This window comes from Kitasatospora sp. NPDC059577, assembly GCF_042735475.1.
In the GTDB taxonomy this organism is placed as follows: domain Bacteria; phylum Actinomycetota; class Actinomycetes; order Streptomycetales; family Streptomycetaceae; genus Kitasatospora.
In genome coordinates this window covers 1-19,261 of sequence record NZ_JBHWBZ010000085.1, presented here as the reverse complement: position 1 = coordinate 19,261, position 19,261 = coordinate 1, and the positions used below count along the sequence as shown (strand labels likewise).

19 protein-coding genes and 1 rRNA gene are annotated in these 19,261 nt (G+C 71.5%); 6 read left to right on the top strand and 14 right to left on the bottom strand.

What is annotated here, in order from left to right:
- Positions 1 to 7: 7 nt before the first annotated feature.
- From ACFV0O_RS38390 to ACFV0O_RS38380, 3 genes are all read right to left on the bottom strand, one after another.
- Positions 8 to 1,288: a hypothetical protein gene (locus tag ACFV0O_RS38390; protein WP_380348976.1), complete on the bottom strand. Its 1,281-nt coding sequence runs from the start codon at positions 1,286 to 1,288 to the stop codon at positions 8 to 10.
- Positions 1,278 to 2,102, bottom strand: a complete 825-nt coding sequence (locus ACFV0O_RS38385) for a hypothetical protein (RefSeq protein ID WP_380348974.1) — start codon at positions 2,100 to 2,102, stop codon at positions 1,278 to 1,280. The genes ACFV0O_RS38390 and ACFV0O_RS38385 overlap by 11 nt, the downstream gene beginning before the upstream one ends.
- Before the next feature lie 168 nt (positions 2,103 to 2,270).
- On the bottom strand, positions 2,271 to 2,621 hold the full coding sequence (locus ACFV0O_RS38380) for a hypothetical protein (protein ID WP_350525702.1): 351 nt from the start codon (positions 2,619 to 2,621) through the stop codon (positions 2,271 to 2,273).
- A 248-nt stretch (positions 2,622 to 2,869) separates the two neighbouring features.
- Between ACFV0O_RS38380 and ACFV0O_RS38375 the strand changes: the two genes are divergently transcribed.
- Positions 2,870 to 4,057 (top strand): NlpC/P60 family protein, encoded by a 1,188-nt coding sequence (locus tag ACFV0O_RS38375; protein WP_380348971.1) that lies wholly within the window; start codon positions 2,870 to 2,872, stop codon positions 4,055 to 4,057.
- Between the two features lie 205 nt (positions 4,058 to 4,262).
- On the top strand, positions 4,263 to 4,985 hold the full coding sequence (locus tag ACFV0O_RS38370) for a phosphatase PAP2 family protein (RefSeq protein ID WP_380348969.1): 723 nt from the start codon (positions 4,263 to 4,265) through the stop codon (positions 4,983 to 4,985).
- A gap of 51 nt (positions 4,986 to 5,036) precedes the next feature.
- Here ACFV0O_RS38370 and ACFV0O_RS38365 read toward each other — a convergent pair whose 3' ends face one another.
- A complete protein-coding gene (locus ACFV0O_RS38365; protein WP_380348968.1) occupies positions 5,037 to 5,225 on the bottom strand; it encodes a hypothetical protein in 189 nt (62 codons plus the stop codon).
- Positions 5,226 to 5,387: 162 nt separating this feature from the next.
- Between ACFV0O_RS38365 and ACFV0O_RS38360 the strand changes: the two genes are divergently transcribed.
- Together ACFV0O_RS38360 and ACFV0O_RS38355 are read left to right on the top strand one after the other, a co-directional pair.
- Positions 5,388 to 6,284: a hypothetical protein gene (locus tag ACFV0O_RS38360; RefSeq protein WP_380348966.1), complete on the top strand. Its 897-nt coding sequence runs from the start codon at positions 5,388 to 5,390 to the stop codon at positions 6,282 to 6,284.
- Between the two features lie 196 nt (positions 6,285 to 6,480).
- The gene (locus tag ACFV0O_RS38355; RefSeq protein WP_360263991.1) at positions 6,481 to 6,669 is read left to right on the top strand and encodes a hypothetical protein; all 189 of its coding nucleotides are present in this window, start codon (positions 6,481 to 6,483) and stop codon (positions 6,667 to 6,669) included.
- Positions 6,670 to 6,800: 131 nt separating this feature from the next.
- Here the strand turns inward: ACFV0O_RS38355 and ACFV0O_RS38350 are convergent, their stop codons facing one another.
- Complete coding sequence (locus ACFV0O_RS38350; protein WP_360263988.1) at positions 6,801 to 7,190, bottom strand: metal-sensitive transcriptional regulator; 390 nt, start codon at positions 7,188 to 7,190, stop codon at positions 6,801 to 6,803.
- Positions 7,191 to 7,549: 359 nt separating this feature from the next.
- Here ACFV0O_RS38350 and ACFV0O_RS38345 point away from each other — a divergent pair, with 359 nt between their 5' ends.
- Both ACFV0O_RS38345 and ACFV0O_RS38340 read left to right on the top strand, forming a co-directional pair.
- Positions 7,550 to 8,170, top strand: coding sequence for a DUF47 family protein (locus ACFV0O_RS38345; RefSeq protein WP_360263985.1), 621 nt, complete (start codon positions 7,550 to 7,552; stop codon positions 8,168 to 8,170).
- Between the two features lie 5 nt (positions 8,171 to 8,175).
- The gene (locus tag ACFV0O_RS38340) at positions 8,176 to 9,171 is read left to right on the top strand and encodes an inorganic phosphate transporter (protein WP_360263983.1); all 996 of its coding nucleotides are present in this window, start codon (positions 8,176 to 8,178) and stop codon (positions 9,169 to 9,171) included.
- Between the two features lie 242 nt (positions 9,172 to 9,413).
- Here the strand turns inward: ACFV0O_RS38340 and pstB are convergent, their stop codons facing one another.
- The 9 genes from pstB to rrf form a co-directional block, all read right to left on the bottom strand.
- The gene (gene pstB / locus ACFV0O_RS38335; RefSeq protein WP_360263981.1) at positions 9,414 to 10,190 is read right to left on the bottom strand and encodes a phosphate ABC transporter ATP-binding protein PstB; all 777 of its coding nucleotides are present in this window, start codon (positions 10,188 to 10,190) and stop codon (positions 9,414 to 9,416) included.
- 38 nt (positions 10,191 to 10,228) lie between these two features.
- Positions 10,229 to 11,299, bottom strand: coding sequence for a phosphate ABC transporter permease PstA (gene pstA / locus ACFV0O_RS38330; RefSeq protein WP_380348963.1), 1,071 nt, complete (start codon positions 11,297 to 11,299; stop codon positions 10,229 to 10,231).
- Positions 11,296 to 12,273: a phosphate ABC transporter permease subunit PstC gene (pstC, locus tag ACFV0O_RS38325; RefSeq protein ID WP_360263976.1), complete on the bottom strand. Its 978-nt coding sequence runs from the start codon at positions 12,271 to 12,273 to the stop codon at positions 11,296 to 11,298. Before pstC ends, pstA begins: the two co-directional genes overlap by 4 nt.
- Positions 12,274 to 12,423: 150 nt before the next feature.
- Entirely contained in the window at positions 12,424 to 13,557 is a 1,134-nt protein-coding gene (gene pstS / locus ACFV0O_RS38320) for a phosphate ABC transporter substrate-binding protein PstS (protein WP_380348960.1), read from the bottom strand.
- Positions 13,558 to 13,783: 226 nt separating this feature from the next.
- On the bottom strand, positions 13,784 to 14,308 hold the full coding sequence (locus ACFV0O_RS38315) for an NUDIX hydrolase (RefSeq protein WP_380348958.1): 525 nt from the start codon (positions 14,306 to 14,308) through the stop codon (positions 13,784 to 13,786).
- Between the two features lies 1 nt (position 14,309).
- The gene (locus tag ACFV0O_RS38310; RefSeq protein WP_380348956.1) at positions 14,310 to 15,395 is read right to left on the bottom strand and encodes a CHAD domain-containing protein; all 1,086 of its coding nucleotides are present in this window, start codon (positions 15,393 to 15,395) and stop codon (positions 14,310 to 14,312) included.
- A 121-nt stretch (positions 15,396 to 15,516) separates the two neighbouring features.
- Positions 15,517 to 17,694, bottom strand: a complete 2,178-nt coding sequence (locus tag ACFV0O_RS38305; protein ID WP_380348954.1) for an RNA degradosome polyphosphate kinase — start codon at positions 17,692 to 17,694, stop codon at positions 15,517 to 15,519.
- Between the two features lie 365 nt (positions 17,695 to 18,059).
- Positions 18,060 to 19,106, bottom strand: a complete 1,047-nt coding sequence (mshD, locus tag ACFV0O_RS38300; RefSeq protein ID WP_380348952.1) for a mycothiol synthase — start codon at positions 19,104 to 19,106, stop codon at positions 18,060 to 18,062.
- 72 nt (positions 19,107 to 19,178) lie between these two features.
- Positions 19,179 to 19,261: ribosomal RNA gene (gene rrf, locus ACFV0O_RS38295) — 5S ribosomal RNA — on the bottom strand; the annotation flags it as partial.

Genomic DNA, 19,261 nt, shown 5'->3' with positions numbered 1-19,261 from the left:
TTACCCGTCACCCTCCCTTCGCTGGATTGCTTTCGCGGATCGGAACCGGGGTGGCCTGCGGCGGCCCGGCCTGCGGCGGCGGGGCCGGCGTCCGGCCGGCGTGGGCGGCGATGCCCGGCGCGACCGAGCCGCCGCCCGCACCACCGCCGCCACCCGCACCACCGGCCTGCCCGCCGCGGTCGCCGTGGGTGGTGATGCCCTGCTTCATCATGTTCGCGGTGCCGTTGATCATCGCCGAACCCGCCTGCACCGCGTTGGCCCTGGCCTGGCGCATGTTCAGGATCTCGTCGCCGAAGCCCGGCACGAAACGGTAGATCGCGGCACTGGCGAAGATCGACAGGAACAGGATCGACAGCCCCGACAGCACCCGCGCGAAGTCGTCACCGGCCCCGGCCCCGGTCGCCACCGCGCCCGCCAGCCCCAGGATCACCACGATGATCGGCTTCGCCAGGTCCACCGCCAGCATCACCCCGGCCCACCGGCGCACGTGCTTCCACAGCTGCTTGTCCACCAGCCCCGCGTACACCGCCGTCCCCAGCAGCGCACCCACGTACAGCATCGCCGCCCGGATCAACAGCTCGATCCAGAGCACCGCCGCCGCCAGCACCGCCACCAGCGACACCAGCACCAGGATCAGCGGACCGCCACCGACGTTCCCCTTCTCCAGCGTGTCCGCGAACCCGCCCAGGTACGACCCGGTGTCCGTCTTCGTCCCCACCGCGATCGTCTTGGTCAGCCCGTCCGTCACGCTCACCACGGTGTACAGGATCAACGGCGTGAACGCCGACGCCACCACCGTCAGCCACAGGAAGCCGATCGCCTCCGAGAACGCCGTCGTCAACGGCGCCCCCCGCACCGCCCGCTTCGTCACCGCCAACAGCCACAGCACCAGCGTGATCACCGTCGACACCGCGAACACCACGGCGTACTGCTGCAGGAACGACGCATTGGTGAAGTCCACCTGCGTCGTCCCGTCGATCGCCCCCGACAGGTTCCGCACCACCCACGCGGCCGCCTGCGCACAACTCTTCGCCAACGACCCGAGCGGATCCGTCACGGTCCCGACGGTGCCGCCACCGGGAATCGACCCTCCGGGCTTGGACGCGCAATAGACATCGCTGCCCGGCAGCGGCAGTACGTCGCAGCTATTGCTGGCCGAAGGACTCGGACTCGGGTCAGCGAACGCCCCAGATGCCATGCCGACGACCGCGGCCTGAACAAGGGCGAAGGTCGTGACGACCCGGCCGAAGCGAGGGAGTCGACTCCCGACCGCACCGTCAACGCGCATAGCGGAACCCTCCGAACTGCTCTGCCGATCCGGCGATCTCATCCGCTGTGGCCGCTTGCTGGTCGCCCGGCATGGGCGCCGGGCCCGATTTCCTCGTGAAGTCGGTGAGCTTCCAGTCGCCGCCCGTCCAGTGCAGCGAGAGCGTGAGGGTGAACCAGTTGGTGGTCACCGGTTGGACGGAGCGTTCGCCGGCGAGGCCGGTGAGGCCGGTGCACCACACCTCGACCTTGGCGTCGCTGTCGGTGTAGCCCGTCTGCTTGGTGCCGACCGGGACGGTGCGGCTGACGAAGGTGAGGCCCTTGGGTGCGTGGCCCTGGGCGTCGAGGCCGTAGCGGGCGACGGTGTCGCCGCCGAACCCCTGGTCCAGGCGGCTCTGCAGGGTCGGTGTCGCGGCCGGGTCGGCGATGGTGGCGACGATGGTGTGGCGGCTGTCGGTGCGGAACATGTCCGCGGAGCCGATCGCCACGGCGTAGTTGGCCGCTGCGGACTGGGCGCCCTGGTCGCTGTGCGGGAAGCCGGACGCGATGCCGTTGACGGTGGTGCCGACGGGCTGGTCGCCGCTGGGGGCGGGGCCGGCGCCGGAGGGCGCGCTGGGGGCGGCGTGGTCGGCGGAGCCGCTGCCGGTGCCGCCGCTGCCGGGGGTGGGCTTGCCGCGGTTGGCGATGGCGATGGCCACGACGAGGAGGGTGACCACCACGAGGACGGTCAGCAGGGTCCGGAGCGGGCGGGACTGACGGAGGCTCGGCTGCTGGGAGGACTGTTCGCCGACCGGTAGCCGCGTACGGGTGTGCGGCTGGTCGTCGGACAACGGCACGGCGGCCCTCCTGGTGCGGGGAGCCGGGGGCGGCTCCGGGGGCCCTCCACCCGGGGGCGGGCGCGGACGGAGGGTGGGAACGGGGGTGAAATCGTGGCGGGCCGGCCGCTGGAGGGGGTCCGGGCGGGGACCTGACCTCGGACGGGCCGGACTACTGCTGTCCGATCGTCAGATCGCCATGCCGTAGACAATGGTGAACAGAGTGCCGAGTGATCCGATGATGAACACGCCGGTCAGTCCGGCGACGATCAGTCCCTTGCCCTGTTCGGCTCCGAAGCTGTCCCGCATGGCGGTCGCACCGATCCGCTGCTTGGCGGCACCCCAGACGGCGAGGCCGAGGCAGACGAGGATGGCGACGGCCATGATGACCTCGACCATCACCCGGGCCTCGGACCCGAGGCTGGCGAACGGCCCCCAGTCCGGGGCGATGCCGCCGATGATGGTGTCGATATTCGGCTTCTTGGGAGGGTCATCGGCCAGGTGGCCGACCGCATAGGTGTGCACGCTGCTCAGGTTCATTTCCATCTCACCGCCCGATCAGGCAAATTCAAGGGCCCGGACCCCGCCCGCGCGAAGGGTCGGTGCCTATTCTTGGCCAGATCTGATGTCGACTTGGCTACTTCTCGCGGATTGGTCGTGAGGCATCGGACACGTACGCGAGGATGTCCACCGTACGAAGGATAGCGCTCACTCCTTGTATCTCTGATGATTGCGGTGAGCAACGCCTTCCGGGACACTTCGACTGACGGATCGTCGGGATGGTGCTGATGGTACTCCGGAAGGCCGGTACGGCCGCCGCCGCTGCGGGAGTTGTTGCGTTCGGGTTCATCGGGCTGGTGACGATGGGGACTTATGCGGCGAGCGGGACGCCGCAGCAGTCGGTGAATCGTTCCGCCCTCTCCCCCGGGACCGTCCCCGCGGCGTACCAGGACGCGGTCCAGAAGTGGGGCGCGCTGTGCCCGGAGATCTCTCCGCCGATGCTCGCGGCGCAGCTGTACCAGGAAAGCGGATTCGATCCGAAGGCCCGCTCCGGTGTCGGGGCGCAGGGAATGGCGCAGTTCATGCCGGGCACCTGGGCGACGTACGGGACGGACGCGAACGGGGACGGCCGCAAGGACGTCTGGGACCCGTACGACGCGATCGCCTCGGCGGCGGTCTACGACTGCGCGTTGGCCAAGGACGTCTCGGGCGTCCCGGGCGACCCGCAGGCCAACATGCTGGCCGCCTACAACGCCGGCCCGTACGCGGTGACGAGCAACCGGGGCATCCCGCCGTACAAGGAGACCCAGGGGTACGTGCGGAGCATCCAGGCGATGGCCCGCAGCTTCACCGCGCCGACCGCGCCGCTGGAGGTGTCCGCCCAGTCGGCGGCGGCGATCTACTTCGCGCAGACCAAGCTCGGCACCCCGTACCTGTGGGGCGGCGAGGGCCTGCCGTCGCAGAACGGGCGGTTCGACTGCTCGGGCCTGACCCAGGCCGCGTACGCCAGCGTGGGCATCACGCTGCCCCGGGTAGCCAACGACCAGTGGTACGCGGGGCCGCACCCGTCGCGCGATCAGTTGCGGCCGGGCGACCTGGTGTTCTTCGCGACGGACCTGAGCGATCCGCGGAGCATCCACCACGTCGGGATCTACGTCGGCGGCGGATACATGATCAACGCGCCGCACACCGGTGCGGTGATCCGCTACGACAAGATCGACACCAAGGAGTACATCGGCGCGACCCGGGTCACCTCGGACGGCGCCCAGGCGCTGCCGAGCCGGAACAACGACGGTTCGGTCAACGCCCCGAGCCGCCCCGGGTCGACGACGACGAGCCCCGCCGGCGGCCAGGGCGGCCCTCAGGGCGGCGCGCAGGCCGCGGCCCAGGGCAGCGCCCCGGCGGCGCCCGTCCGGCCCGCGGTGGCGGCCCCGCCCGCGCCGACCGGGCCGGCACCTGCGGGGGCCGGCCGGTAGCACCGGGGCCGCGGACGGGACGGGCGGGACGGACGGGACCTGTGTGCGCGGTGTGGACGCTGAGTCAAGTTTCGATAACCGCGCGTTTCCGTGGAACGCTGTATCCCGGAAATGACGTTTCTTCCGGTGGCCCCTCGTCAGCGCCCCGCGCCGGGCGGGCCCCGGCGGGAACGTCCAGGTACAGCTGAGCAGAAGGAGGTGCGGCGTGTCGACGCCGCTTGCCGACACGACCAACCCCGACCTCGGCCTGCTCTACGCCGTCAACGGCCTGGCCAAGCGCTCCCCGCAGTGGCTGGACCACCTGGTCTCGTGGATCGGCGAGTACGGAATCCTGATCGGCCTGGCCGCGCTCGGGCTGGTGGCCTGGCTGCAGGCCAGGCGTCGCCCGGACGCGCCGGTGGCGATCGCCGGGTTGCTCTGGGTGCCGCTCTCGGTGGCCGTCGCCGAGCTGGCCAATCTGCCGATCGCCGCGATCGTGGACCGCCCGCGCCCGTTCGTCGACCACCCCGGACTGCTGGTGCTGGTGGACGGCAAGGCCGGCACGCACTCCTTCGTCAGCGACCACTCGACGATGACGATGGGCGTCGCGGTGGCGCTGTTCCTGGTGAACCGGAAGCTCGGCTGGATCGCCGGCGGGCTGGCCCTGTTGCAGGGCTTCTGCCGGATGTTCATGGGCGTGCACTACCCGACCGACGTGATCGGGGGCTTCGCGCTCGCCGTCGCCGTGGTGCTGTTGCTGGCCCCGATCGCGATGGCGGTGCTGGTCCCGTTCTGCCACGCGCTGACCCGGACGGCCGTCGCCCCGCTGATCCGGGCGCCGGAGCGCGGCGGCGCGGTCCGCGGCGGGGCCGGCCCGCGCTCGCGCCGGCGCGGCCGCGGAGCGGTGCGGGCCGAGGAGCAGCCGCCGGAGTCCGACCTCGCGGCCTGACCCGCTGCCCGCCGGACGGCGCGAGGCCGCCGGTCCGGCGGCCCGGTGCGGTCAGGCCGGCTGGACGCCGCTGTCGGCGAGGTGGTCGGCCCCCTCGCGGCGGGCCAGGTCCCGGGAGCGGCGGGCCGGGGAGTACCAGCCGCAGCTGCAGGTCGCGAAGGCGAAGGAGCCGCGCTCGCTGATCACGAGGCGGTGCTCGGGCATCCGGGTGCCGGGCGCGGCCGACAGCTCACTGTGCACGTGGTTCACCGTAACGCGCCGGAGGCCCGGTGCGCGACGCCTGCGGGACGGCGGGCACCCGTAACCCTTTGCGCCCCAACTCGTTTGCCCGGAAAGAGCTCTGCCCACCCGGTGGTGGCCGGCGGGGCAGTCGGGCCCGAGGGGGTTGTCGCGAGGATGAAGATGACCGACCAGCAGTGCACCGGGCGGCCAGCGCGCCGTCCGGGTCCGCACCTGCGCTCGGCGGCCGGGGCCGCCCTGCTCGCCGCCGCGCTGGCGGCCGGAGCGGCGGGCTGCTCCGGCGGTGCGGGCGGCTCCTCCGACCAGCAGTCGAGCGCCCCCGACCAGCTCGCGGCGGACCCGCTGACGGCAGTGCGCAACGCCGCCGACATCACCGGCCGCACCGGCTCGGCGCGCACCGCCACCGACCTGGTCACCGAGTCCGCCGACAAGAAGGCCTCGTTCAGCGGCACGGGCGGCTACGACTACGTGAAGCGGATCGGCCGGCTGGAGGTCCAGGTGCCGCCGGGCGCTGCAACCACCGGGAAGATCGTCGAGGTGGTCCTGCCCGGCACCGTCTACCTGCAGAACAGCGGCGCGAAGGTGCCCGAGGGCAAGTGGGTGAAGCTGGACGTGCGCCAGCTGCCGGACGGCAACCTGGTGAGCAGCGGCGCGACCGACCCGGCCTCGGCGGCGGGTGCGCTGCGCGGGGCGCAGAAGGCGGAGGCGGTCGGTACCGAGACCGTCGGCGGGGTCCCGCTGCACCACTACCGCGGCACCCTGGACCTGGCCAAGGCGGCCGACGCGACCGGTGGCCGGGGCGGGGACGGCCTGCGGATGGGCTCGCAGACCTTCACCGTCAAGGAGGTCCCGTACGACGCCTGGCTGGACGACCAGGGCCGGCTGCACAAGGTGGTCGAGCTGTTCACCTTCGCCGGGGTGGCCGGGTCGAAGGAGCCCAAGGACCAGGTGAAGGTGACCTCGACGACCTCGCTGTCGGACTTCGGCAAGCCGGTCGAGGCGGCCGAGCCGTCGGCCTCGGACATCTACCAGATGAAGCCCACGGAGAGCCCCAAGTAGGCGGCCCGGGCAGTGCTCCGGCGCCGGGGCGAGACGGGGCGCCGTCGGAGCGGGTGGCCGCCCGGGGAGCGGCGGTCACCCGTTTCGGCGGCGCCGAGATGGCCCGTCCGTGCCATGTGGACGGGCTCCGGAGTGCCTAGGCTGGATGCCGGGTGGCTGCCGCCCGGGCTGGCGAGGCACTGAAGGGGTGGTGCAGGTGGTGTCGTCCACGGGCGGCCGCAGCGGTGGCCACGACGACGCGGCCCTCGACGAGATCGAGCTGGCCGGCGAGCTGATGATCGCCGCGACGGCCAGCTCCGGCGACCGGCTGCCGACCGAACGGATCGACGAGGTGCTGCTCGACCGGACCGATCCGGGTCCGGCCGACCGGGAGGCGGACGGCTAGCGGGACGGCCCGGACCGTCCGACGGGCCCGGGCACCGGGGCCCGCCGAGCCGGGGCTGGCCGGGCCGGGGCCGGCCGGGCCGAGCCGGGGTCGGCTTGGTCGGGCCGGGCTGAGGCGGGCGTCGGCCGGGTTCAGCTGCGCAGCAGCCGGCTGATCGCAGCGGTGGCCTCCGCCACCTTGGCGTCCAGCTCCGCACCGCCCTCCTCGGCGGCCGCGGCGACGCAGTGCCGCAGGTGCTCCTCCAACAGGGAGAGGGCGAAGGACTGCAGCGCCTTGGTGCTCGCCGAGACCTGGGTGAGCACGTCGATGCAGTAGACGTCCTCGTCGACCATGCGCTGCAGGCCGCGGATCTGGCCCTCGATCCGGCGCAGCCGCTTGAGGTGGGCGTCCTTCTGGGCGCTGTAGCCGTGCGGGCCGTGCCCGCCCCGGTGTCCTGCGGCGGCCGCGGGTGCGGTGTGGCCGGCGTGCGGGTCGGTTCCCTGCGCGTGATCCGGCTCGGTGCGCGCTTGCGTCGTGGTCATCGGCCCCGCCTTCGTCTGAGTGCCTGGTGGCTGCGTCGGCCACCAGTGTCCAACACCGGGGCCTCCCGTGGTGTTCCGGCGGCCGGGACGGCACGTGCCGGAGCGTCCGGGCCGGGCCGCCCGGGACTTCACCTGTCTGAGCGGCGCCCCTTTCTTCCGTCCGCACGACGGGGACAATCCGGGCGAGGTTCCGTCAGACTGGGGGCTGGCCTCGGTACGTGGCGGTGCGGTCCGGGCAGCCGGTGCGGCGGCCGAACGGAAGCGGAGGTTCCGGCTCCTTCCCCGGCACCCCGTTTGCGTGATTGCGCTTGGTTGCACCTAGCATCGTTCAGTCCCTACCCCGCACATCGGAGATTTCCGTGCGTTTTAGCCTGACCCCGAAGGAGACGAGCTTCTACGACATGTTCGCCGCCGCGGCGGAGAACCTCGTCGTCGGATCGAAGCTCCTGCTGGAGCTGCTGGGATCGGACGTGTCGGCCCGTGCGGAGATCGTCGAGCGCATGCGCGCCGCCGAGCACGCCGGGGACGACACCACCCACGCCGTCTTCCACCAGCTGAACTCCTCCTTCATCACGCCCTTCGACCGCGAGGACATCTACAGCCTCGCCTCGTCGCTGGACGACATCATGGACTTCATGGAGGAGGCCGTCGACCTGGTCGTCCTCTACGACATCCAGACCCTGCCGAAGGGGATCGAGCAGCAGATCGAGGTGCTGGCTCGGGCCGCCGAGCTCACCGCGGCGGCGATGCCGAACCTGCGGAGCATGTCGAACCTGACCGAGTACTGGATCGAGGTCAACCGGCTGGAGAACCAGGCCGACCAGATCCACCGCAAGCTGCTCGCCCACCTGTTCTCCGGTCAGTACGACGCCATCGAGGTGCTCAAGCTCAAGCAGGTCGTGGACGTCCTTGAGGAGGCGGCGGACGCGTTCGAGCACGTCGCCAACACGGTGGAGACCATCGCCGTCAAGGAGTCCTGACCCCCGTGGACACGGCTGCACTCATCGTCGTCATCGGCGTTGCCTTCTTCTTCACCTACACCAACGGGTTCCACGACTCGGCGAACGCGATCGCCACCTCGGTCTCCACCCGGGCGCTCACGCCCAGGGCCGCGCTCGCGATGGCCGCCGTGATGAACCTGGCCGGCGCCTTCCTCGGCAGCGGCGTGGCGCACACCGTCTCCCAGGGGATCATCGAGACCCCGTCCGGCAACCAGGGGATGGCGATCCTGTTCGCCGCCCTGGTCGGCGCGATCGCCTGGAACCTGGTCACCTGGTACTTCGGCCTGCCGTCCTCCTCCTCGCACGCCCTGTTCGGCGGCATGGTGGGCGCGGCGCTGGCCGGCGGGACCGAGGTGATCTGGAGCGGGGTCGTCGACAAGATCATCATCCCGATGGTGGTCTCGCCGGTGGTCGGCCTGGTCGGCGGCTTCCTGGTGATGCTGGCGATCCTGTGGATCTTCCGCCGGGCCAACCCGCACCGGGCCAAGCGCGGCTTCCGGGTCGCCCAGACCGCCTCGGCTGCCGCGATGGCCCTGGCGCACGGCCTGCAGGACGCCCAGAAGACCATGGGCATCGTGGTGATGGCGCTGGTCATCTCCGGCGAGCAGGCCACCTACGACATCCCGGTCTGGGTGAAGATCTCCTGCGCCGCGATGCTCTCGCTGGGCACCTACGCGGGCGGCTGGCGGATCATGCGGACGCTCGGCCGCAAGATCATCGAGCTGGACCCGCCGCAGGGCTTCGCGGCGGAGACCACCGCCTCGATCGTCATGTACATCACCTCGTTCGTCTACAAGGCGCCGATCTCCACCACCCACGTGATCACCTCGGCGATCATGGGCGTGGGAGCCACCAAGCGGATCCGTGCGGTCCGCTGGGGCGTCGCCAAGAACATCGTGCTCGGCTGGTTCATCACCATGCCGGCGGCGGCCATCGTCGCGGCGCTGGTGTACTGGTTCGTCCACCTGTTCTGGGGCTGATCCCGCGGGATCCCACCGGGACGCCGCAGGGACACCGCGGGGACACCGCCGGACGGCAGGGACCACACCGGCACCGGCACCGGCACCGGCGGCGCGGACGGCACCGGGAACATGACAGGGCCCGCCCCCACATCTCGGGGGCGGGCCCTTCTTCATGTCCCGCGGCGGCACCGCCATGCAGCACCACGGGACAGCTCGCGTTCCGTCACCCGGGCGCGGCGCCGCTCGTGACGGGGTCCGGTCTAGCCGAAGCGACCGGAGATGTAGTCCTCGGTCGCCTGGACCGACGGGTTGGAGAAGATCCGCTGGGTGTCGTCCAGCTCGATCAGCTTGCCCGGCTGGCCGACGCCGGCCAGGTTGAAGAACGCGGTGCGGTCGCTGACGCGGGCCGCCTGCTGCATGTTGTGGGTCACGATGACGATGGTGAACTGCGACTTCAGCTCGCCGATCAGGTCCTCGATGGCGAGGGTGGAGATCGGGTCGAGCGCGGAGCAGGGCTCGTCCATCAGCAGGACCTGGGGCTCGACCGCGATGGCGCGGGCGATGCACAGGCGCTGCTGCTGGCCGCCGGAGAGGCCGGCCCCCGGCTTGTTCAGCCGGGTGTGGACCTCGTTCCAGAGGTTGGCGCCCTTCAGCGAGCGCTCCACCACCTCGTCGAGGACCGCCTTCTTCTTCACGCCCGCGAGCCGGAGGCCGGCGATCACGTTGTCGTAGATCGACATGGTCGGGAACGGGTTCGGGCGCTGGAAGACCATGCCGATCGAACGCCGCACGGCGACCGGGTCGACGTTGGAGGCGTACAGGTTCTCGTCGTCCAGGAGGACCTTGCCCTCGACCCGGGCGCCGGGGATCACCTCGTGCATCCGGTTCAGGGTGCGCAGGAAGGTGGACTTGCCGCAGCCGGAGGGGCCGATGAAGGCGGTCACCGAGCGGGGTTCGATGCTCATCGAGATGTCCTCGATGGCCTTGGTGGTGCCGTAGTAGGCCGACAGTCCGCTGACGTCGATGCGCTTGGCCATGATCGTTGCTTCTCTCGTCTGTCTCGTACGTCAGTCGGTCAGTGGCCGGTCTTGGGCGAGCGCCAGCGGGCGATGCCGCGGGCGATCAGGTTGAGCGCCATCACGAAGGCGATCAGCACCAGTGCCGCACCCCAGGCACGGGCGTAGCCGTACTGGTTGTTGACCTGCGAGTACTGCGTCCAGATGTACATCGGCAGGGACTGCTGCGGCCCGTCGAACGGGTTGTTGTTGATGTAGTCGGCGCCGAACACCAGCATCATCACCGGGGCGGTCTCGCCCGTGATGCGGGCGACCGCGAGCATCACGCCGGTGGTGATGCCACCGATCGCGGTGGGGAGGACGATCCGCAGGATGGTCTTCCACTTCGGCACGCCCAGCGCGTACGAGGCCTCGCGCAGCTCGTTCGGGACCAGCTTCAGCATCTCCTCGGTGGACCGGACCACGACCGGCATCATCAGGATCGCCAGCGCGAGGCTGCCCGAGAAGCCGGAGTAGCCGAAGCCCAGGGCGAGGTTCCAGAGCGAGAGGATGAACAGACCGGCGACGATCGACGGGATGCCCGTCATGACGTCGACGAAGAAGGTGACGGCCTTGGCGAGCTTGCCGCGGCCGTACTCGACCAGGTAGACGGCGGTCAGCAGCCCGATCGGGGCGGCGATCGCGGTGGCCAGGGCGACCTGCTGCAGGGTGCCGATCAGCGCGTGGTAGATGCCACCGCCGGGGCCGGACTGGAGCACGCCCTTCATCGAGTGGCTCAGGAAGTTCCCGTTGACCACTTCGAGGCCCTGCTGGACCGTGTAGACGGTCAGGGCGACCAGCGGCACGACGGCCATGATGAAGGCGACCCAGACCACCGAGGTGGCGAACCGGTCCTTGGCCTGTCGGCGGCCCTCGACCCGGGCCGCGAGGCCGTAGCTGATCAGGAGGAACAGCAGCCCCGAGATCAGGCCCCACTGCAGGTGGCTGGCCAGGCCGGCGCCGGCGCCGATCCCGCAGCCGAGGGCGATCGAGCCGACCGCGACGGCGGCCGGGGCCCACTTGGGCAGCCGGTTGGCGGTCAGCGGACGGCTGACCGGCCGGGAGTCGTCGACGATGGCGGTGACGGTCATGCGTTGGCCCCCGAGTACTCCTTGCGGCGGGCGATGATCAGTCGCGCGGCACCGTTCACCAGCAGGGTGATGACGAACAGGACGAGGCCGGAGGCCATCAGCGCGTTGCGCCCGTTGTCGCCGGCCTCGGCGAACTTCAGCGCGATGTTCTGCGCGAAGGTGCCGCCGCCCGCGTCGAGGATGTGCAGCGACAGGACGTTGCTGGAGGAGAGCACCACCGCGACCGCGATTGTCTCGCCGAGCGCGCGGCCGAGGCCGAGCATCGAGGCCGAGATGATGCCGGGGCGGCCGAACGGCAGCACCGCGGTGCGGATCATCTCCCAGCGGGTCGCGCCGAGCGCGAGCGCCGCCTCCTCGTGCATCCGCGGCACCTGGCGGAACACCTCGCGGGAGACCGCGGTGATGATCGGCAGGACCATGATCGCCAGCAGGATGCCGACGGTGAAGAGGTTGCGCGGGGTGCCGGACTTGGTCTGGTCGAAGATGTACGTCCAGCCCAGGTACTCGTTGAGCCAGCTGGTCAGGCCGTCCATGTGCGGGACCAGGAAGAGCGCGCCCCACAGGCCGTAGACGATGCTGGGGACGGCGGCGAGCAGGTCGACCAGGTAGGCGAACGGCTGGGCGATCCGGCGCGGCGCGTAGTGCGAGATGAACAGCGCGATCCCGATGGCCACCGGGACGGCGATCGCCATCGCGATGACGGCGCTGACGATGGTGCCGACGACCAGCACCGCGATGCCGAAGACCGGCTTCGGGGCGTCCGGCGCCCACTCGAAGGAGGTCAGGAAGTTGCCCTCGTTCTTGCTGAGGGCCAGGCCCGAGCGCCAGGCCAGGAAGCCGGCGATCGCGGCCATGATGACCAGCAGCAGGATGCCCGAGCCCCGGGCGAGGTTCATGAAGATCTTGTCGCCGACGCGGCTGTCACGCGGTCGGCGTTCCCTGCCTCGCGGGGCGGCAGGGGGGGATGAAGTCATTGGTCTACTCCGGTCTGGTGGCGCCGCCCCGGAAGGGGGACGGCACCATGGCGGCGGTGCCCCGGACGTGGTGCTGGGTTTGGTGCGTTCCGGTGGGGCGGCCCCGGCCCCCCTCGCTCACGGGGCCGCCCCACCGGTGGTCCTGTCGGGTCAGGCGAGGGTCGGGACGACGGCGTTGACCTTGTCGGTCAGCTCCTTCGGCAGCGGGACGTAGCCCTTCTCACCGGCCGCCTTCTGACCCGCGTCACTGATGGTGTAGGTCAGGAAGGACTTCAGGGTGTCGAGGGTGTCGGCCTTGTTGCCCTTGTCGCAGACGATCTCGTAGGTGACCAGGACCAGCGGGTAGGAACCCTCGTCCTTGGTCGCGTAGTCGAGCTTCAGCGCCAGGTCGCTGCCGGTGCCGGCGATCTGGGCCTTGGCGAAGGTGTTGGCGGCGTTGGCGGCGGTGGCCTCGACCGGCTTGGAGGCGCCGGTGTTGATGGCGGCGCTCTTCAGGCTGTTGGTCTGGGCGTAGGCCAGCTCGACGTAGCTGATCGAGTTCTTGACCTGCTTCACCTGGGCCGCGACACCGGCGCTGCCGTTGGCCGACTGGCCGCCCTTGGCCGCCCAGGTCTTGCTGGACGGGTAGGTCCAGGCGCCGTTGCCGGCGGCGGCGAAGTACTTGGTCAGGTTGTCGGTGGTGCCGGAGTCGTCCGAGCGGTGGAAGGACTGGATCTCCGCGTCCGGCAGCTTGGCGCCCGGGTTCAGGGCGGCGATGGCCGGGTCGTTCCACTTGGTGATCTGCGAGTCGAAGATCTTGGCGGCGGTCGGGCCGTCCAGGACCAGGTTGTCGACGCCGTCGACGTTGAAGACCAGCGAGATCAGGCCGCCGGCCATCGGCAGGTCGATGCCCTGGCCACCGGTGCAGACCGCCTTGGTGGCGTCGACCTCGGCCGGCTTCAGGGCCGAGTCGGAACCGGCGAACTGGACCTTGCCCTGGGTGAACTGCTGGATGCCCGCACCCGAGCCGACGCCCTGGTAGTTGATGGTGGTGCCGGAGCAGGCGCCGCTGAAGTTGGTCTTCCAGACGTCGACCGCCGTGCCCTGGGCGGTCGAACCGGCGGCGATCAGCGAACCGGGCTTGCCGCAGTTGATCGCGGCACCGGCCGCGGCGGAGCCGCTGGAGCCGCCGGCCCCGGTCGTGCTGTTGTTGTCCGAGCCGCACGCGGCGAGCGACAGCGAGCTGACGAGCGCCATGGCACCGATCGCGAGGGCCTTGGAGCGGCCGTTCCGCTGGAGCTTCACTGGGTGTCCCTTTCTGTGGCATCGCCCGACGCGCGGACCGTACGAGTACGGCGGAGCGTGGGTCCTGCTGTGGTCCGGGGCCCGTTCGGCCCTCCGGTGGTCCCGAAGTTAGGCCGGAGAAGTGACACGACAGCCGGTCGCAAATGAACGGAGAGTGAACCTCGAAAGGATGGCAGGAAACTACGTCAGGTAGTAACGGTTGCGTCACGGCAAGGGCGCGGGGAGATCACTTCCACTGTTCCTCCACGGGCTTCGGGCCGGCCGTCCGCACCGGCTTCGCCCCCAGGATCACCAGCAGCGCATCGATCAGCAACCGGTCGTGGTCGTAGGTGAGCCGGGCACGGGCCTTCCCGGCCGGCAGCCACTCCATCCGGTCCACCTCGCGGTTGGGCCGGAAGGCGCCGTTGGACGGCACCGCCGCCCAGTACCGCACCTCCTTCGGACGGCCCTGCACCTGGTAGTGCTGGGCCGGCAGCTCCGGGCCGAGCAGACAGCGGAAGCCGGTCTCCTCCCACACCTCGCGCAGCGCCGCGTCGGCCATGCCCTCGCCGGGGTCGAGCTTCCCCTTCGGCAGGCTCCAGTCGTCGTACTTGGGCCGGTGGATCACGGCGATCCGCGGCCGCCCGAGCCGCCCGCTCTTCTTCGGCCGCCCCGGCAGCCACAGCACCGCACCGGCCGCCAGGACCACCGGGCCGCGGCCCGCCGCGGCCGTGCTCCCCGTCGCCCGCCCCGTTCCCGTGCGCCCGCCCACCTCAGACCGTCCTCGGCGCGACGGAGTGCCCCCGGGCCTCGACCGGGAACTCCGGCCAGCCGTCCGGGCCCGGCTGCAGGTCGGACCACCGGCGGCCGAAGGCGTACCGCGCCGACTCCACCTCCAGCCGCTGGTCGGCGTGCACCACGCCCAGCACGTACGCGGTCGCGGGGGTGATCCGCGGGGTGCGCGCCGCCGTGGCCGCGGTGACCGCGGCGTCGGCGGCCTCCTGCTGCCGCGCCAGCACCGCGTCCAGCTCGTCCAGCTCGGAGGACGGGCGGCCGCACACCTCCAGGGCGTACCGGCCGCGCTTCACCAGGATCCGCAGCCGGGCCCACGGGGCGTCGTCGGCCGCCAGCGCCGTGTCCGCGTCGACCGTGCCCCGGGCCGCCGGCACCGCGCCCAGCCGCCGCAGTCCGTTCCCGCCGTACGGCGTCGCGGCCCGGTGCAGCGGCAGCTGCTGGGCGGTCGCGGACAGCACGGCGAACGCGGCGGCCGCCTGCGGCAGCAGCACCGTCGGGGCCCGGCCGCCCGCCGGCTCCAGCAGCGGCGCCTCGCCGACCAGCAGCGTCATCCGGTCCGCCAGCGCGTGCAGCCGGGCCGAGCGGAGCTCCTGGAGCACCGTGGAGTGCGCCCTGGTCCTGGCCAGGGTGAGCTGCCGGTCGAGCAGCGCCCGCGCCTTGGGGGCGCCCGCGTGGCCGGCCAGCATGCCCGTCCCCTCCGGGTCGCTGCCGCTCAGCGAGTCCAGCGCGCCCAGCAGCCGGGCCGAACGCCGGACGTACCCGGGCTCCAGTGCCAGCAGGTTGAGCAGCCAGCGCAGCTCGGTGCGCGACTCCTGTGCCCACGTCTGCTCGAAGAGCGAGCCGAAGGTGTGCAGCAGCCCGCCGACCCGCCGCACGGCCCGCAGCAGGTCCGCGGTACCCGCCGACGGGACGACCGAGGCCGCCCCGGGTCTGGCGCCGACCTCGCCCACCGCCAGCGGCAGGGCGCGCAGGAAGGCGCCGGCCTGGGCGGTGAGGTGGTGGGAAAGGATGTCCCCGGCGGTCGCGGTGGAGGCCGCCTGGGCCGTCATCGGCGCATCGGTCATGGCGTGGTAGATCCCCGTTCCCCCGGGGCCGTTCCCCGGGGCTGGTGGCCGACCGCCGGAACGACGGCCCTCGTGAGTGTCGAGGGCCGTCCGCTCCGGGGGCTTCGCATCAGTGGACGCGTCAGCGCGAGGTGGCGGCCCGACGGCGCTGGCGCGAGTCGATCAGGAGGTCCTGGACGTGCCTGAGCTGCCGGCTCTCGGCGTCCTGGGAGTGGCGGGTCCAGGCGCCGTCCGGGCCCAGGTGCCAGGACTCGGTCTCGTCCGACACCCCGAGGTCGATCAGCCCGGACAGCTCGGCGCGGTGCGCCGGATCGGTGATCCGCAGCAGCGCCTCGATCCGGCGGTCCAGGTTGCGGTGCATCATGTCGGCGCTGCCGATCCAGACCTCCGGGTCGCCGTTGTTGCCGAACACGAAGATCCGGGAGTGCTCCAGGAAGCGGCCCAGGACGCTGCGGACCCGGATGTTCTCGCTCAGCCCCGGCACGCCCGGGCGGATCGCGCAGATCCCGCGCACCCAGACGTCCACCGGCACCCCGGCCTGCGAGGCCCGGTAGAGCGCGTCGATCAAGGCCTCGTCGACGATCGAGTTGACCTTGAGCTTCACGTACGCCGGCCGGCCCGCCCGGTGGTGGGCGATCTCGTTGTGGATCCGCGAGACCAGCCCGTCCCGCAGGCCGCGCGGCGCGGTCAGCAGGCGGCGGTAGGACTCGCGGCGCGAGTAGCCGGAGAGCCGGTTGAAGAGGTCCGAGAGGTCCGCCCCGACCTGCGGGTCGGAGGTGAGCAGGCCGAGGTCCTCGTACAGCCGGGCCGTCTTCGGGTGGTAGTTGCCGGTGCCCACGTGCGAGTAGCGCCGCAGCGTGTCGCCCTCCTGGCGGACCACCAGCGACAGCTTGCAGTGCGTCTTCAGCCCGACCAGGCCGTAGACCACGTGACAGCCGGCCTCCTCCAGCTTGCGGGCCCACTTGATGTTGGCCTGCTCGTCGAAGCGCGCTTTGATCTCGACCAGGACCAGCACCTGCTTGCCGGACTCGGCCGCGTCGATCAGGGCGTCCACGATCGGCGAGTCGCCCGAGGTCCGGTACAGCGTCTGCTTGATCGCCAGCACGTCCGGGTCGGCGGCGGCCTGCTCCAGGAAGGCCTGCACCGAGGTGGAGAAGCTGTCGTACGGGTGGTGCAGCAGCACGTCGCGCTCGCGCATCGCGGCGAAGATGTCCGGCTGGGAGGCCGACTCGACGTCGGTCAGCCCGCGGGCGGTGCCCGCCACGAACTTCGGGTACTTCAGCTCCGGGCGGTCCAGCTCGGCGATCCCGAACAGCCCGGTCAGGTCCAGCGGCCCGGGCAGCGGGAAGACCTCCGCCTCGGTGATGTTCAGCTCCCGCACCAGCAGGTCCAGGATGTAGGGGTCGATCGACTCCTCGACCTCCAGCCGGACCGGCGGGCCGAAGCGCCGCCGCATCAGCTCCTTCTCCAGGGCCTTGAGGATGTTCTCGGTGTCGTCCTCCTCCACCTCCAGGTCCTCGTTGCGGGTGACGCGGAAGGCGTGGTGGGCCAGCACCTCCATCCCCGGGAACAGCTCCTCCAGGTGCGCGCCCATCACGTCCTCCAGCGGGACGTAGCGCTGGGGCGAGGCCTCCAGGAAGCGGGCCAGCGACTGCGGCACCTTCACCCGGGCGAAGTGCTTGTGCCCGGAGACCGGGTTGCGCACCACGACGGCCAGGTTGAGCGAGAGTCCCGATATGTACGGGAAGGGGTGCGCCGGGTCGACCGCCAGCGGGGTCAGCACGGGGAAGATCTTCTGCCGGAACAGCGTGTGCAGCCGGGCCTGCTCCTTCTCGGCCAGCTCCGGCCAGCGGACCACCTCGATGCCCTCGGTGGCGAGGTCCGGCAGCACCTCCTGCTGGAAGGCCGCGGCGTGCCGGGCCATCAGCTCGCGCGACCTGGTCCAGATCAGGTCCAGCACCTCGCGCGGCTGGAGACCGGACGCACTGCGCTGCGCGACACCGGTGGCGATCCGGCGCTTGAGGCCGGCCACCCGGACCATGAAGAACTCGTCCAGATTGCTGGCGAAGATCGCCAGGAACTTGGCCCGCTCCAGCAGGGGGATCCCCGGGTCCTCGGCCAGCTCCAGGACGCGCTCGTTGAACGCCAGCCAGCTGCGTTCGCGGTCCAGGAAGCGCCCCTGCGGCAACGCTTCGTGCTCCTGCTCGTCCGCGGCCGGCAGCTCCGGCGGGATACCCAGCGCACTGGACATCCGGGCCGTCGGCGACAGCGCGGCAGAGACGGGGCGGGGGATGCTCATGGGCTCCAGCTCCTCCAGCAGCAGGACGGCGTCCGGACACGAATGGCTCTGCGGGCCGTCGCCCTCGCCCCGGACCGATGCCGGGAACAGCGCCCATCCACCGGGCGCGGTCCGTACAGGACCGGCCGACGAATGGCGGTCGACTCTGCACGAGCGAGACACTACGGACTTCATCCTGTGATCTTCGCGGCAGCAATTGAATCCACGGTAAACACCGCATGGCCAGGAGGAAAGCTGAGTCGGTCGGGGCAAGGGCCCGCGCCGCCCGGACGCTCACCCACGACCGCGCCGGCTCCCGCCCCCGGCCGCTCCGGGCCGACTCCGCCGCCCTCCTCGGACGGCCGGACCGTGGCGGGGGGAGACGGTCAGGCCGACCGCTTCTCCTGGTACCCGGCTCGGTACATGAGGTCCACCTCGTGAATGGTGAATCCCAGTCGTTCATATACCCGAACGGCGGCCGGATTGTCGGCATCGACGTAGAGAAGAACGGTTTCCAGTCCACGCTCGCCCGGACCGGAGCCGGTCAGATGACGCAGGCCCGCCGCGGTCAGCGCGCGGCCGAGGCCACTGCCCTGCTCCGCCGGGTCCACGCCCACCACGTACACCTCACCGAGCTCCGGCTCCGTCGCGGTGGCGCCGTGCACCTTGGTCCAGTGGAAACCGACCACCTTGCCGTCCCGGGTGGCGAGGAAGAAGCCCGCCGGGTCGAACCAGGGCTCGGCGATCCGCTCGGCCAGGTCCTGCCCGGTCCACGCGCCCTGCTCGGGGTGGTGCGCGAAGGCCAGGGCGTTCAGCCGCAGCCACTCCGCGTCGTCCTCCCCCGGACGGAAGGTGCGGAGTTCGACGCCTTCGGGGACGGCCACCTCCTCGGTCTGCCGACCGGTGCGGCGCATCTGCCGCAGTTCACGGACCAGCTCGGCCCCGTACGCACCGGCCAGGTGGCGGGCCGCCGGGTGCCCCCCGTGCACCCAGAAGTCCACCGCGTCGTGCCCCGCCCGGTGGGCCTCCTCCAGGACGGCGTCCACCAGCGGGCGGGCCAGGCCGCGGCCGCGGGCGGCCGGGTCGACGACCAGCTCGGCGACGGGGTTCCCGGCCGGGCCGGCGGTCGTGCCCTGCGGAACCTCCAGCTGGCCGTAGCCGAGCACGACCGCGGAGCCGGACGCGGACTCGACTTCGGATCCGGAGCCTGCTTCGGAGTCGGACCCGGCACCGGAATCCACAGCGGCATCGGTCTCGACCAGGTGGACGACGCCCGGCCGCGGCGTCTGCGCGGAACGCAGCCGGAGCCGGCCCTGCTCGGACACGGCGGCCCGGCCGTCCACCGCCTGGGCCTCCGCCAGCACGCGCAGGGCGCCGTCACGCAGCGCGGGGCGGAGCACGTCGTTCGTCATGACCGCTGTCTGATCGTCCATGCCCTGACGATACGTCACCGGAAATGCGAAGAACCCCTGATCCGAGTGGATCAGGGGTTCTTCTGAATGATTGTTCGGCGGCGTCCTACTCTCCCACAGGGTCCCCCCTGCAGTACCATCGGCGCTGTGAGGCTTAGCTTCCGGGTTCGGAATGT

What these genes read in the sequence shown, in the direction of transcription:
- ACFV0O_RS38390 (WP_380348976.1), bottom strand. Translation starts at nt 1,288, where the DNA reads ATGCGCGTTGACGGTGCGGTCGGGAGTCGACTCCCTCGCTTCGGCCGG.
- ACFV0O_RS38380 (WP_350525702.1), bottom strand. Translation starts at nt 2,621, where the DNA reads ATGAACCTGAGCAGCGTGCACACCTATGCGGTCGGCCACCTGGCCGAT.
- ACFV0O_RS38375 (WP_380348971.1), top strand. Translation starts at nt 2,870, where the DNA reads ATGGTACTCCGGAAGGCCGGTACGGCCGCCGCCGCTGCGGGAGTTGTT.
- ACFV0O_RS38360 (WP_380348966.1), top strand. Translation starts at nt 5,388, where the DNA reads ATGACCGACCAGCAGTGCACCGGGCGGCCAGCGCGCCGTCCGGGTCCG.
- ACFV0O_RS38350 (WP_360263988.1), bottom strand. Translation starts at nt 7,190, where the DNA reads ATGACCACGACGCAAGCGCGCACCGAGCCGGATCACGCGCAGGGAACC.
- pstB (WP_360263981.1), bottom strand. Translation starts at nt 10,190, where the DNA reads ATGGCCAAGCGCATCGACGTCAGCGGACTGTCGGCCTACTACGGCACC.
- pstA (WP_380348963.1), bottom strand. Translation starts at nt 11,299, where the DNA reads ATGACCGTCACCGCCATCGTCGACGACTCCCGGCCGGTCAGCCGTCCG.
- pstC (WP_360263976.1), bottom strand. Translation starts at nt 12,273, where the DNA reads ATGACTTCATCCCCCCCTGCCGCCCCGCGAGGCAGGGAACGCCGACCG.
- ACFV0O_RS38310 (WP_380348956.1), bottom strand. Translation starts at nt 15,395, where the DNA reads ATGACCGATGCGCCGATGACGGCCCAGGCGGCCTCCACCGCGACCGCC.
- ACFV0O_RS38305 (WP_380348954.1), bottom strand. Translation starts at nt 17,694, where the DNA reads ATGAGCATCCCCCGCCCCGTCTCTGCCGCGCTGTCGCCGACGGCCCGG.
- mshD (WP_380348952.1), bottom strand. Translation starts at nt 19,106, where the DNA reads ATGGACGATCAGACAGCGGTCATGACGAACGACGTGCTCCGCCCCGCG.